At 58.2% G+C, this 12612-nt stretch carries 15 protein-coding genes; 1 reads left to right on the top strand and 14 read right to left on the bottom strand.

Annotation, left to right across the window (positions count from 1 at the left end; genetic code table 11):
- Positions 1–4 precede the first annotated feature (4 nt).
- Positions 5–1399, bottom strand: a complete 1395-nt coding sequence (locus ACZ889_RS06440; RefSeq protein WP_180688938.1) for an MFS transporter — start codon at positions 1397–1399, stop codon at positions 5–7.
- A gap of 129 nt (positions 1400–1528) precedes the next feature.
- Between ACZ889_RS06440 and uvrA the strand changes: the two genes are divergently transcribed.
- The gene (gene uvrA, locus ACZ889_RS06435; RefSeq protein WP_476257249.1) at positions 1529–4363 is read left to right on the top strand and encodes an excinuclease ABC subunit UvrA; all 2835 of its coding nucleotides are present in this window, start codon (positions 1529–1531) and stop codon (positions 4361–4363) included.
- 68 nt (positions 4364–4431) lie between these two features.
- Here the strand turns inward: uvrA and bfr are convergent, their stop codons facing one another.
- The 13 genes from bfr to rplR all read right to left on the bottom strand — a co-directional run bounded on the left by bfr (position 4432) and on the right by rplR (position 12605).
- The gene (bfr, locus tag ACZ889_RS06430) at positions 4432–4896 is read right to left on the bottom strand and encodes a bacterioferritin (protein WP_003255449.1); all 465 of its coding nucleotides are present in this window, start codon (positions 4894–4896) and stop codon (positions 4432–4434) included.
- A 163-nt stretch (positions 4897–5059) separates the two neighbouring features.
- Positions 5060–6499 (bottom strand): catalase, encoded by a 1440-nt coding sequence (locus ACZ889_RS06425; protein WP_476257248.1) that lies wholly within the window; start codon positions 6497–6499, stop codon positions 5060–5062.
- 172 nt (positions 6500–6671) lie between these two features.
- Complete coding sequence (rplQ, locus tag ACZ889_RS06420) at positions 6672–7058, bottom strand: 50S ribosomal protein L17 (protein WP_003255451.1); 387 nt, start codon at positions 7056–7058, stop codon at positions 6672–6674.
- Between the two features lie 42 nt (positions 7059–7100).
- Positions 7101–8102, bottom strand: coding sequence for a DNA-directed RNA polymerase subunit alpha (locus tag ACZ889_RS06415; RefSeq protein WP_003255452.1), 1002 nt, complete (start codon positions 8100–8102; stop codon positions 7101–7103).
- Between the two features lie 22 nt (positions 8103–8124).
- Positions 8125–8745 carry a 30S ribosomal protein S4 gene (rpsD, locus tag ACZ889_RS06410; protein ID WP_003255453.1) on the bottom strand — a complete coding sequence of 207 codons (621 nt, stop codon included), beginning with the start codon at positions 8743–8745 and terminating at the stop codon, positions 8125–8127.
- A 15-nt stretch (positions 8746–8760) separates the two neighbouring features.
- Positions 8761–9150: a 30S ribosomal protein S11 gene (rpsK, locus tag ACZ889_RS06405; RefSeq protein ID WP_003255454.1), complete on the bottom strand. Its 390-nt coding sequence runs from the start codon at positions 9148–9150 to the stop codon at positions 8761–8763.
- 18 nt (positions 9151–9168) lie between these two features.
- Positions 9169–9525 (bottom strand): 30S ribosomal protein S13, encoded by a 357-nt coding sequence (gene rpsM / locus ACZ889_RS06400; protein WP_003255457.1) that lies wholly within the window; start codon positions 9523–9525, stop codon positions 9169–9171.
- 131 nt (positions 9526–9656) lie between these two features.
- Positions 9657–9773: a 50S ribosomal protein L36 gene (gene rpmJ, locus ACZ889_RS06395; RefSeq protein WP_002555468.1), complete on the bottom strand. Its 117-nt coding sequence runs from the start codon at positions 9771–9773 to the stop codon at positions 9657–9659.
- A gap of 28 nt (positions 9774–9801) precedes the next feature.
- Positions 9802–11133, bottom strand: a complete 1332-nt coding sequence (secY, locus tag ACZ889_RS06390) for a preprotein translocase subunit SecY (protein WP_003257108.1) — start codon at positions 11131–11133, stop codon at positions 9802–9804.
- Positions 11134–11568 carry a 50S ribosomal protein L15 gene (gene rplO, locus ACZ889_RS06385; RefSeq protein ID WP_003255461.1) on the bottom strand — a complete coding sequence of 145 codons (435 nt, stop codon included), beginning with the start codon at positions 11566–11568 and terminating at the stop codon, positions 11134–11136.
- A 3-nt stretch (positions 11569–11571) separates the two neighbouring features.
- Positions 11572–11748, bottom strand: coding sequence for a 50S ribosomal protein L30 (rpmD, locus tag ACZ889_RS06380; RefSeq protein WP_003255463.1), 177 nt, complete (start codon positions 11746–11748; stop codon positions 11572–11574).
- Positions 11749–11750: 2 nt separating this feature from the next.
- Positions 11751–12251, bottom strand: coding sequence for a 30S ribosomal protein S5 (gene rpsE, locus ACZ889_RS06375; RefSeq protein ID WP_003255465.1), 501 nt, complete (start codon positions 12249–12251; stop codon positions 11751–11753).
- 3 nt (positions 12252–12254) lie between these two features.
- Complete coding sequence (rplR, locus tag ACZ889_RS06370; protein WP_003255467.1) at positions 12255–12605, bottom strand: 50S ribosomal protein L18; 351 nt, start codon at positions 12603–12605, stop codon at positions 12255–12257.
- Positions 12606–12612 lie beyond the last annotated feature (7 nt).

The raw sequence follows: 12612 nt of genomic DNA, 5'->3' as shown, positions 1-12612 counted from the left end.
TCTCCTAGGCTTCGCACGCCGAAGAGGCTGGATTCACCAGTCGCTCGAGGGTCGCACGGTCCAAAATTTTCGTATCCAGTTTGATATAGATGGCGGCTTCTTCTTCCACCACCACAGCGTCGGTCACACCCGGCATGGCCATCAGGCGCTCGGTCAGGCCGGCTTCCCGGACAGCCTCAGGCGTCAGGGGCATGCGCAGGCTGGTCACATATGGCGGCTCGTTCATGCGCAAGGCGACGATCAGCCAGATAGCACACAGCACCGCGCTACCGAGGAACACCGTGTTCAGCCCACCGTGCTGGAACAGCCAGCCGCCAAGAATCCCGCCTAACGCTGCACCGAGGAACTGGCTGGTGGAATACACCCCCATTGCCGTCCCCTTGCCACCGGCAGGCGACACCTTGCTCACCAGAGAAGGCAGCGAAGCCTCCAGCAGGTTGAATGCGGTAAAGAATACCACGGTGCCAATCACCAGTCCGCGCAAACCGTCAGCCCACTCCCAGAAGTATATCTCCGTCAGCAGCAGGACACTGACCGCGCCGGCCAACACACGTTTCATCTTGCGCTTTTTTTCGCCGTAGATGATGAACGGGACCATTGCAAAAAATGAGATGAACAGCGCGGTCAGGTACACCCACCAATGCTGCTCCTTGGGCAGGCCGCCACGCTCGACGAACGCCAGCGGCAGCGCAACGAAGCTGGCCATGAGGATGGCGTGCAGGATGAAAATGCTTACGTCCAGGCGCAGAAGGTCCGGATGGCGCAGGGTCGGGCCGATGGCCTGGCGCGCCACACCCGACTCGCGGTGCTGCAAAATGCTGTGGGTGTTGGGCACGACAAACGCGATCAACAGCATGCCGACCAGGGCAAGCCCAGCCGTGACCAGGAACAAACCTGACAAACCAAAGGCACTTGTCAGCAATGGACCGACGACCATGGCGACAGCAAACGAAAGGCCGATGCTCATGCCGATCATGGCCATGGCCTTGGTCCGGTGTTGTTCGCGGGTGAGGTCCGACAGCAGTGCCATGACCGCAGCAGAAATTGCCCCCGCGCCCTGCAGGATGCGCCCGGCAATCACGCCCCAGATAGAGTCGGCTTGGGCCGCCAGTACACTGCCCAGGGCGAAGATCACCAGCCCCAGATAAATCACCGGCCGACGACCGATGCGGTCGGAAATCATCCCGAACGGGATCTGCAATATCGCCTGGGTTAGGCCATAGGCACCAATGGCCAGGCCGATCAGGGCAGGCGTGGCGCCAGCCAGGTCCATGCCGTAGGTGGCCAGTACCGGCAAGACCATGAACATGCCCAGCATACGAAAGGCAAAGACCAGGGCAAGGCCGCCAGCGGCGCGGGTTTCGCCGCCACTCATGCGCTCGTTGTGGGTGTCGTGCATGGATTAACCTCGTGTGAACCGGCGGCGATTCTATCAGTCCGACAGCTTGACGGCATCTACGCGACGCTTTGCCGCGTCATACTGGCGCGCCGTATACTTCCTTGTTTATGCCCGCCAAGCGAGGCCGCAGTGGACAAGATCCTGATTCGTGGGGCACGTACCCACAACCTGAAGAACATCGACCTGACCCTGCCCCGGGACAAGTTGATCGTGATCACCGGCCTGTCCGGTTCCGGCAAGTCGTCCCTGGCGTTCGATACCTTGTACGCCGAAGGCCAGCGCCGCTATGTGGAATCGCTGTCGGCCTACGCCCGGCAGTTCCTGTCGATGATGGAAAAGCCCGACGTCGACACCATCGAAGGCCTGTCGCCGGCGATTTCGATCGAGCAGAAGTCGACCTCGCACAACCCGCGCTCCACGGTCGGCACCATCACCGAAATCTACGACTATCTGCGCCTGCTGTACGCCCGCGTCGGTACTCCACGCTGCCCGGACCACGATATCCCGCTGGAGGCGCAAACGATCAGCCAGATGGTCGACCTGGTGCTGGAGCGCCCGGAAGGCAGCAAGCTGATGCTGCTCGCGCCGGTGGTGCGCGAGCGGAAGGGCGAGCACCTGGCAGTGTTTGACGAGCTTCGGGCCCAAGGCTTCGTGCGGGCCAGGGTCAACGGCAAGCTCTACGAACTCGATGAGTTGCCCAAGCTGGACAAGCAGAAGAAGCACAGCATCGATGTGGTGGTGGACCGCTTCAAAGTCCGCGCCGACCTGCAACAGCGCCTGGCCGAATCGTTCGAGACCGCGTTGAAGCTGGCCGACGGTATTGCCCTGGTGGCACCGATGGACGACGAACAAGGCGAAGAGACGATCTTCTCCGCCCGCTTCGCCTGTCCGGTGTGCGGCCACGCGATCAGCGAGCTGGAACCGAAGCTGTTCTCCTTCAACAACCCGGCTGGCGCTTGCCCGACTTGCGACGGCCTGGGGGTCAAGCAGTTCTTCGACACCAAACGCCTGGTCAACACCGAACTGACCTTGGCCGAAGGCGCGATCCGCGGCTGGGACCGGCGTAACGTGTACTACTTCCAGATGCTCGGTTCGTTGGCTGCGCACTACGGCTTCAGCCTGGAGGAGCCTTTCGGCGAGCTGTCAGCCGAACACCAGAAAGTGATCCTGCAGGGCAGCGGCAAGCAGACTGTCGATTTCAAGTACCTCAACGACCGAGGCGACATCGTCAAGCGATCGCACCCTTTCGAAGGCATTGTGCCGAACCTTGAGCGCCGCTACCGCGAAACCGAGTCGGCCACCGTGCGTGAAGAACTGGCCAAATTCCTTGGTACGCAACCGTGCCCGGATTGCCGGGGTACGCGCCTGCGCCGCGAGGCGCGCCACGTGTGGGTGGGCGAGAAAACCCTGCCGGCGGTAACCAATTTGCCGATCGGTGAAGCCAGCAACTACTTTGGTCAACTGACCCTTACTGGCCGGCGTGGCGAAATCGCGGCAAAAATCCTCAAGGAAATCTGCGAACGACTTCAGTTCCTGGTAAATGTCGGCCTCGACTACCTGACCCTGGATCGTAGCGCCGACACCCTGTCCGGCGGTGAAGCGCAACGTATCCGACTCGCCAGCCAGATCGGCGCCGGTCTTGTGGGGGTGATGTACATCCTCGATGAACCGTCCATCGGCCTTCATCAACGCGACAACGACCGCCTGTTGGCCACCCTCAACCATTTGCGCGACCTGGGCAACACGGTGATCGTGGTGGAACACGACGAGGACGCCATTCGGCTGGCCGACTACGTGGTGGATATCGGCCCGGGCGCCGGTGTTCACGGTGGGCAGATCGTCGCCGAGGGCTCGCCTCAGGAGGTCATGGACCATCCCGATTCGCTGACTGGCAAGTACCTGTCCGGGCGCAAGAAGATCGTCGTGCCGGCCAAGCGCACACCGCGCAACAAGAAGCTGCAGCTCAAGCTCAAAGGCGCACGTGGCAACAACCTGCAGAACGTCGACCTGGAAGTACCAATCGGCCTGCTGACCTGCGTGACCGGTGTATCCGGCTCGGGCAAATCGACGCTGATCAACAATACCCTTTACCCCTTGGCCGCCACCGCCCTCAATGGCGCAAGCAGCCTGGAAGCCGCACCGCACAGCAGCATGGACGGCCTGCAGCACCTGGACAAGGTGGTGGATATCGACCAGAGCCCGATCGGCCGCACACCACGCTCCAACCCGGCGACCTACACCGGCATCTTCACGCCGATCCGCGAGCTGTTCTCCGGTGTACCGGAGTCACGCTCGCGTGGTTATGGCCCGGGGCGTTTCTCGTTCAACGTCAAGGGGGGGCGTTGCGAGGCCTGCCAGGGCGATGGCCTGATCAAGGTGGAAATGCACTTCCTGCCGGACATCTACGTGCCGTGTGACGTGTGCAAGAGCAAGCGCTACAACCGCGAAACCCTGGAGATCAAGTACAAGGGCAAGAACATCCACGAGGTGCTGGAAATGACCATCGAGGATGCCCGCGAGTTCTTCGATGCGGTGCCGGCGCTGGCGCGCAAGCTGCAAACATTGATGGATGTGGGCCTGTCGTACATCAAACTGGGGCAATCAGCGACCACGTTGTCCGGCGGTGAGGCGCAGCGGGTGAAGCTGTCGCGCGAACTGTCCAAGCGCGATACCGGCAAGACCTTGTACATCCTCGACGAACCTACCACCGGCCTGCACTTTGCCGATATCCAGCAGCTGCTGGACGTATTGCATCGCCTGCGCGACCACGGCAATACCGTGGTGGTGATCGAGCATAACCTGGATGTGATCAAGACCGCCGACTGGCTGGTTGACCTGGGGCCTGAGGGTGGCTCCAAGGGTGGGCAGATCATTGCCTGCGGTACGCCAGAAGAGCTGAGCGAGATGAAGCAGTCATATACCGGCCATTACCTGAAACCATTGCTGGAGCGGGATCGGGCCTGAGTATTACCAGCGCAATGAAAAAGCCCCTGGTACCGAGGGTGCCAGGGGCTTTTACTTGAGTGGATAACTTACATCTGCGACTGCAGGTAGTTTTCCAGCCCGATGGCCTTGATCAGGCCCTGCTGCTTCTCAAGCCAGTAGGTGTGATCTTCTTCGGTGTCGGCCAGCTGCGCACGCAGGATGTCACGACTGACGTAGTCCTTGTGCAGTTCGCACAGCTCGATGCCTTTACAAAGCGCACCGCGCACCTTGTATTCGAGCTTGAGGTCTGCCTCGATCATTTCCGGCACGGTGCTACCAACCTCCAGGTCATCCGCACGCATGTCAGGGGTCCCTTCGAGCATGAGGATACGACGCATCAGGGCATCGGCGTGCTGCGTCTCTTCCTCCATCTCGTGGTTGATGCGCTCGTAGAGCTTGGACAGGCCCCAGTCTTCGTACATGCGCGAATGAATGAAGTACTGGTCGCGTGCCGCCAGTTCGCCCTTCAGCAGCGTGACGAGATAGTTGATTACATCCGGGTGGCCTTGCATCGCCCTGATTCTCCATGTGAAAACGTCTATGCCACATAGTGTGAACCAGCTTTTGCCTATGGTCACTGAAAAACGCGCAATCAGACGCAAAAAATCGGTTAAACAGTAGTGATATTCATTGAAAAACCGCCCAAATGAGGGCGGTTCTTCTTATCACTTCGACTTAGGCGAGATTGATGCCCAAAGCCTTCGCAATCCCTTCGCCATAGGCCGGATCCGCCTTGAAGAAGTACTGTAGCTGACGCTGAATCACGTCTTCGCTGACACCCGCCATGGTACCGGCGATGTTGCTGATCAGCAGGGCTTTCTGCTCATCGCTCATCAAACGGAACAACGCGCCGGCATGACTGAAGTAGTCAGTGTCCTGACGGTGATCGTAGCGATCAGCCGAACCATTCAGGGCCAATGCTGGCTCAGCATGACGTGGCGACTGTTTCGGGGCATCGCTGTAGCTGTTTGGCTCGTAGTTCGGTGCACTACCGTAACTGCCGGTGGCCATCGAGCCGTCGCGCTGATAGCTGTTGACCGGACAACGTGGCGCGTTGACTGGCAATTGCTGGTGGTTGGTGCCAACGCGATAGCGGTGCGCGTCGGCGTAGGCGAATACACGGCCTTGCAGCATGCGGTCCGGTGAAAGACCGACGCCGGGCACCATATTGCTCGGGCCGAACGCGGCCTGCTCGACCTCTGCAAAATAGTTGAGCGGGTTGCGGTTGAGCTCCAGCACACCCACCTCGATGAGCGGATAATCCTTCTGCGACCAGGTCTTGGTCACGTCGAATGGGTTCTCGTCGCGGCTGGCAGCCTCGGCTTCGCTCATCACCTGAATGCAGACAGTCCAGCGCGGGTAGTCGCCACGCTCAATGGCCTCGAAGAGGTCGCGCTGAGCGTAATCCGGGTCGGTACCTGCCAGGCGTGCAGCGTCTGTCGGGGTGAGGTTCTTGATGCCTTGCTGGGTCTTGAAGTGCCACTTGACCCAAGTGCGCTCACCCTTTGCATTGATCAGGCTGTAGGTGTGGCTGCCAAAGCCATGCATGTGGCGATAGCCGTCCGGAATGCCACGATCGGAAAAGAGGATGGTGACCTGGTGCAGCGCTTCTGGGGAATGCGACCAGAAGTCCCACATCATCTGAGCGTTCTTCAGGTTGGACTGCGGGTGGCGCTTCTGGGTGTGGATAAAGTCCGGGAACTTCAATGGGTCGCGAATGAAGAACACTGGCGTGTTGTTACCGACGATGTCCCAGTTGCCTTCCTCGGTGTAGAACTTCACCGCGAAGCCACGCGGGTCACGCTCGGTATCTGCAGAGCCGCGCTCGCCACCAACGGTGGAGAAGCGTAAGAAAGTCTCGGTTTGTTTACCGACCTCTTCGAACAGCTTGGCGCTGGTATAGCCGGTGATATCGTGAGTAACGGTAAAGGTACCGTAGGCGCCCGAGCCTTTGGCATGGACGCGACGCTCAGGAATGTTCTCGCGATTGAAATGGGCGAGCTTCTCGATCAGGTGGAAGTCGTCGAGCAACAGCGGACCGCGCGGGCCGGCGGAGCGGGAGTTCTGGTTGTCGGCTACAGGTGCACCGCTGGCGGTGGTGAGAATCTTGCTCATGGGCTCTCCTTTTCGGTCTTCAAGGGCCGGCTAATCGGCTGTAGAGAGAGTATTGACGAGCAAGATTACAGGAACAAATTCATTACATGACTTACATCAATAGAAATAAACAATAGATGTAAAAACAAAAAACCGGGCACTAGGCCCGGTTTTTTGTAGCAGACAGAACGTCTTACTCAGCAGCTTCTACAGCACCGCCGACCGGACGATCAACCAGCTCGACGTACGCCATAGGCGCGTTGTCGCCAGCGCGGAAACCGCACTTCAGGATGCGCAGGTAGCCGCCCTGACGGGTGGCGTAACGCTTGCCCAGGTCGTTGAACAGTTTGCCAACAGCGGACTTCGAACGGGTACGGTCGAAGGCCAGACGACGGTTAGCAACGCTGTCTTCCTTGGCCAGGGTGATCAGCGGCTCGGCAACGCGGCGCAGTTCCTTGGCTTTCGGCAGGGTGGTTTTGATCAGCTCGTGCTCGATCAGCGACACTGCCATGTTCTGGAACATAGCCTTGCGGTGAGAGCTGGTACGGCTCAGGTGACGTCCACTTTTACGATGACGCATGATTCATTCCTTACCAAACACTACGTTCGGTGATTACGACGATCAGGCGGTCGCCTTGTCGTCTTTCTTAAGACTTGCAGGCGGCCAGTTGTCGAGGCGCATGCCGAGAGACAGACCACGAGAGGCCAGAACGTCCTTGATTTCAGTCAGGGACTTCTTACCCAGGTTAGGAGTCTTCAACAGCTCTACTTCGGTACGCTGAATCAGGTCGCCGATGTAGTAGATGTTCTCCGCCTTGAGGCAGTTGGCCGAACGTACAGTCAGTTCCAGGTCGTCAACCGGACGCAGCAGGATCGGATCGATCTCGTCTTCCTGCTCGACTACGACAGGCTCGCTGTCACCTTTGAGGTCGACGAACGCGGCCAGCTGCTGTTGCAGAATGGTCGCAGCGCGGCGGATAGCCTCTTCAGGATCCAGGGTGCCGTTGGTTTCCAGATCAATGACCAGTTTGTCCAGGTTGGTACGCTGTTCAACACGGGCGTTCTCGACCACATAGGCGATACGACGCACCGGGCTGAAGGAGGCGTCCAACTGCAGACGGCCAATGCTACGGCTTTCGTCTTCGTCGGTTTGACGGGAGTCGGCCGGCTCGTAACCACGACCACGAGCTACAGTGAGCTTCATGTTCAGAGCGCCGTTCGACGCCAGGTTCGCGATTACGTGATCGGGGTTGACGATCTCGACATCGTGATCCAGCTGAATATCGGCAGCGGTAACCACCCCCGAACCCTTTTTCGACAAGGTCAGCGTAACTTCGTCACGACCATGCAGTTTGATAGCGAGACCTTTCAGGTTCAACAGGATTTCAATTACGTCTTCCTGAACACCTTCGATCGCGGAGTACTCATGGAGTACGCCATCGATCTCGGCCTCGACTACTGCACAGCCAGGCATGGAGGACAACAGGATGCGGCGCAGCGCGTTGCCCAGGGTATGGCCGAAACCACGCTCGAGAGGCTCGAGCGTAATTTTGGCGCGGGTCGGACTGACTACCTGCACATCAATGTGGCGGGGAGTCAGGAACTCATTTACCGAAATCTGCATGGATGCACCTATTTTCTAGCCCTTACTTGGAGTAGAGCTCGACAATCAGGTTTTCGTTGATGTCGGCAGACAGGTCGCTGCGAGCAGGAACGTTCTTGAAAACGCCCGACTTTTTAGCAGCATCCACGTCAACCCACTCAACGCGGCCACGCTGGGCGCACAGTTCAAGGGCTTGAACAATGCGCAACTGGCCCAGCGATTTCTCGCGGACTGCGACCACGTCACCCGGACGAACTTGGTAGGATGGAATGTTTACAGTCTTACCGTTGACGCTGATCGCTTTGTGCGAAACCAGCTGACGGGACTCGGAACGAGTCGAGCCGAAGCCCATACGGTAAACGACGTTATCCAGACGGCACTCGAGCAGTTGCAGCAGGTTCTCACCGGTTGCGCCTTTTTTCGAGGCAGCAGCTTGGTAGTAACCGCGGAACTGACGCTCCAGAACACCGTAGATACGACGGACTTTTTGTTTCTCACGCAGCTGGGTGCCGTAGTCGGACTGACGGCCACGGCGCTGGCCGTGGATACCTGGGGCTGCTTCGATATTGCACTTCGATTCCAGAGCGCGAACGCCGCTCTTCAGGAACAGATCGGTGCCTTCACGACGAGACAGTTTGCATTTTGGACCAATGTAACGTGCCATTCTTCTGTCTCCTGATTACACGCGACGCTTCTTCGGCGGACGGCACCCGTTGTGCGGGATTGGCGTCACGTCGGTGATGCTGGCGATCTTGTAGCCGCAGCTGTTCAATGCACGAACGGCGGACTCACGACCTGGACCTGGACCCTTGACGTTAACGTCGAGGTTCTTCAGACCGTATTCCAGCGCAGCTTGACCAGCACGCTCAGCAGCGATCTGAGCTGCGAACGGGGTGGATTTGCGCGAACCACGGAAACCCGAACCACCGGAGGTCGCCCAGGACAAAGCATTGCCCTGACGGTCGGTGATGGTCACGATGGTGTTGTTGAAAGAAGCATGGATGTGGGCGATGCCATCAACCACTGTCTTTTTGACTTTCTTACGAGGACGAGCAGCAGGTTTTGCCATGTCTATATTCCTGGGCGATTACTTGCGGATCGGCTTACGCGGGCCCTTACGGGTGCGTGCGTTGGTCTTGGTGCGCTGACCGCGAACCGGCAGACCTTTACGATGACGCAGGCCGCGGTAGCAACCCAGGTCCATCAAGCGCTTGATCTTCATGTTGATGTCACGACGCAGGTCACCTTCGGTGGTGAACTTCGCGACTTCGCCACGCAGGGTTTCGATTTGCTCGTCGCTCAGATCCTTGATCTTAGCGGCTGGGTTTACACCAGCGTCTGCACAAATCTTCTGTGCAGTTGTGCGACCGACACCATAGATGTAGGTCAGCGAGATAACAGTATGCTTGTTATCTGGAATGTTGACGCCTGCAATACGGGCCATTCAGTGGGACTCCAATTGACAGCTACCTACGCCCCGGAAGCCAAGAAATAGGGCGCGAGATAATATCGCTGTAGAAACGAATAATCAACCCAGCAGCACACTAGCTGCTGGGTTTGAAGCGCAGATCACACTCAGCCTTGGCGCTGTTTGTGACGCGGTTCCGCGCTGCAGATCACTCGTACGACGCCTTCGCGACGGATGATCTTGCAGTTACGGCACAGCTTTTTCACCGATGCACGAACTTTCATTACCGACTCCTCGAACCTTAGGGGCGTATCAGCGCAGCAAACCGCTGCCACCGTAGCCTTTCAGGTTGGCTTTCTTCATCAGGGATTCGTACTGGTGCGAAACGAGGTGCGATTGTACTTGGGACATGAAGTCCATCACAACCACTACCACAATCAGCAACGAGGTCCCGCCAAGGTAGAACGGCACATTTGCTGCCACCACCAGGAACTGGGGCAGAAGGCAGACGGCCATCATGTAAAGAGCACCGAACATGGTCAAACGGGTCAGAACGCCATCAATGTAGCGCGCCGACTGCTCACCAGGACGGATACCCGGAATAAAGGCACCGGACTTCTTCAGGTTTTCCGCTACGTCTTTCGGGTTGAACATCAACGCTGTGTAGAAGAAGCAGAAGAAAATGATCCCTGCACTAAACAGCAGAATGTTCAACGGCTGACCAGGAGCGATCGACTGCGAGATGTCCTGCAGCCAGCCCATACCTTCGGACTGACCAAACCAGGCACCCAGCGAAGCCGGGAACAGCAAAATGCTGCTCGCGAAAATGGCCGGGATAACCCCCGCCATGTTCACCTTCAGCGGCAAGTGGCTAGTCTGCGCAGCGAAGACCTTGCGGCCCTGCTGACGCTTGGCGTAATGAACGGCGATACGACGCTGACCACGCTCAATGAACACCACAAAACCGATAATCGCTACTGCCAGCAAACCGATGGCGACCAGGGCGAAAATGTTGATATCGCCTGTGCGTGCAGACTCGAAAGACTGCCCGATTGCTCTCGGAAGACCGGCAACGATACCCGCGAAAATCAACATCGAGATACCGTTGCCCACACCGCGCTCGGTGATCTGCTCGCCCAGCCACATCATGAACATCGCGCCTGCCACGAAAGTGGAAACAGCGACGACATGGAAGCCCAGGCCTACAGAAAACGCCACGCCCTGGTTGGCCAGGCCAATGGACATGCCAATGGCTTGGACCAGTGCCAGGATAACGGTGCCGTAGCGGGTGTACTGGCTGATCTTGCGACGGCCAGCTTCACCTTCCTTCTTCAACTGCTCCAGTTGCGGGCTGACCGCCGTCATCAACTGCATGATGATCGATGCCGAAATGTACGGCATGATCCCCAGTGCAAAGATGCTCATGCGCTCGAGCGCGCCACCGGAAAACATGTTGAACAAGCTAAGAATGGTCCCCTCATTCTGCCGAAACAGATCCGCCAGACGGTCCGGATTGATGCCGGGAACCGGGATATGCGCACCTATCCGATAGACGATGATCGCCATGAACAGAAAGCGCAGACGAGCCCAGAGTTCCGACATCCCGCCCTTACCGAGCGAAGAGAGAGCACCTTGCTTAGCCATTTATTCCTCGAATTTGCCGCCAGCTGCTTCGATAGCCGCACGCGCACCCTTGGTGGCTGCGATACCCTTGATGGTGACTGCGCGAGTAACTTCGCCAGACAGCATGATTTTCACACGCTGAATGTGCTGGTTGATCACGTTGGCATCCTTCAGGGATTGCACGGAGATCACGTCGCCTTCCACTTTGGCCAACTCGGACAGACGCACTTCAGCGCGGTCCATGGCTTTCAGGGAAACGAAGCCGAACTTCGGCAGGCGACGGTGCAGCGGCTGTTGACCGCCTTCGAAGCCAGGAGCGATCGAACCACCCGAACGGGAAGTCTGACCTTTGTGGCCACGGCCGCCGGTCTTACCCAGACCGCTACCGATACCACGACCTGGACGATGCTTCTCGCGACGGGAACCCGGCGCTGGACTCAGATCATTGAGTTTCATCGATTAGCCCTCGACCTTCAGCATGTAGTAAGCCTTGTTGATCATCCCGCGGTTCTCGGGAGTATCCTGGACTTCTACAGTGTGACCGATGCGACGCAGACCCAGGCCTTTAACACACAGCTTGTGGTTAGGCAGACGGCCCGAGACGCTCTTGATCAGCGTTACTTTTACGGTTGCCATGATCAGAAGATCTCCTCGACGCTCTTGCCACGCTTGGCGGCAATGGATTCAGGAGATTGCATGGCTTTCAGACCCTTGAAGGTGGCGTAAACCACGTTCACTGGGTTGGTCGAACCGTAGCACTTGGCCAGAACGTTCTGAACACCAGCAACTTCCAGGACAGCACGCATTGCGCCACCGGCGATGATACCGGTACCTTCCGAGGCAGGCTGCATGTAAACCTTCGAGGCGCCGTGGGCAGCCTTGGTGGCGTACTGCAGGGTGGTGCCCTTCAGGTCAACCTGGATCATGTTGCGGCGAGCAGCTTCCATGGCCTTCTGGATCGCGGCTGGTACTTCGCGCGACTTGCCACGGCCGAAGCCAACACGACCTTTACCATCACCAACCACGGTCAGCGCGGTGAAGGTGAAGATACGGCCGCCTTTTACGGTTTTGGCAACGCGGTTAACTTGAACCAGCTTCTCGATGTAGCCTTCGTCGCGCTTTTGATCGTTATTTGCCATAACTTAGAACTCCAGCCCGCCTTCACGAGCAGCATCAGCCAGCGCTTTGACGCGGCCATGGTACTTGAAGCCGGAACGGTCAAAGGCAACTTGAGATACACCGGCGGCTTTCGCACGCTCAGCTACCAGCTTGCCAACCTTAGTGGCCGCGTCGATGTTGCCAGTGGCGCCATCACGCAGGTCTTTGTCCAAGGTCGAGGCGCTTGCCAGAACCTTGCTGCCGTCGGCCGAAATGACCTGGGCGTAGATGTGCTGCGAGGAGCGGAACACGCACAGGCGCACGACTTCGAGTTCGTGCATCTTGAGACGTGCTTTGCGAGCGCGACGCAGTCGAATAACTTTTTTGTCGGTCATTTACTAG

The sequence above is a fragment of the Pseudomonas sp. TE3895 genome, from assembly GCF_056278855.1.
Note: the sequence above shows the minus strand (reverse complement) of the source record. Positions and strands in the feature narration are given on the sequence as shown.

Coding starts and splice junctions, on each gene's coding strand:
- ACZ889_RS06440 (WP_180688938.1), bottom strand. CDS start 1,399: ATGCACGACACCCACAACGAGCGCATGAGTGGCGGCGAAACCCGCGCC.
- bfr (WP_003255449.1), bottom strand. CDS start 4,896: ATGCAAGGCCACCCGGATGTAATCAACTATCTCGTCACGCTGCTGAAG.
- ACZ889_RS06425 (WP_476257248.1), bottom strand. CDS start 6,499: ATGAGCAAGATTCTCACCACCGCCAGCGGTGCACCTGTAGCCGACAAC.
- rplQ (WP_003255451.1), bottom strand. CDS start 7,058: ATGCGTCATCGTAAAAGTGGACGTCACCTGAGCCGTACCAGCTCTCAC.
- ACZ889_RS06415 (WP_003255452.1), bottom strand. CDS start 8,102: ATGCAGATTTCGGTAAATGAGTTCCTGACTCCCCGCCACATTGATGTG.
- rpsD (WP_003255453.1), bottom strand. CDS start 8,745: ATGGCACGTTACATTGGTCCAAAATGCAAACTGTCTCGTCGTGAAGGC.
- rpsK (WP_003255454.1), bottom strand. CDS start 9,150: ATGGCAAAACCTGCTGCTCGTCCTCGTAAGAAAGTCAAAAAGACAGTG.
- rpsM (WP_003255457.1), bottom strand. CDS start 9,525: ATGGCCCGTATTGCAGGCGTCAACATTCCAGATAACAAGCATACTGTT.
- rpmJ (WP_002555468.1), bottom strand. CDS start 9,773: ATGAAAGTTCGTGCATCGGTGAAAAAGCTGTGCCGTAACTGCAAGATC.
- secY (WP_003257108.1), bottom strand. CDS start 11,133: ATGGCTAAGCAAGGTGCTCTCTCTTCGCTCGGTAAGGGCGGGATGTCG.
- rplO (WP_003255461.1), bottom strand. CDS start 11,568: ATGAAACTCAATGATCTGAGTCCAGCGCCGGGTTCCCGTCGCGAGAAG.
- rpmD (WP_003255463.1), bottom strand. CDS start 11,748: ATGGCAACCGTAAAAGTAACGCTGATCAAGAGCGTCTCGGGCCGTCTG.
- rpsE (WP_003255465.1), bottom strand. CDS start 12,251: ATGGCAAATAACGATCAAAAGCGCGACGAAGGCTACATCGAGAAGCTG.
- rplR (WP_003255467.1), bottom strand. CDS start 12,605: ATGACCGACAAAAAAGTTATTCGACTGCGTCGCGCTCGCAAAGCACGT.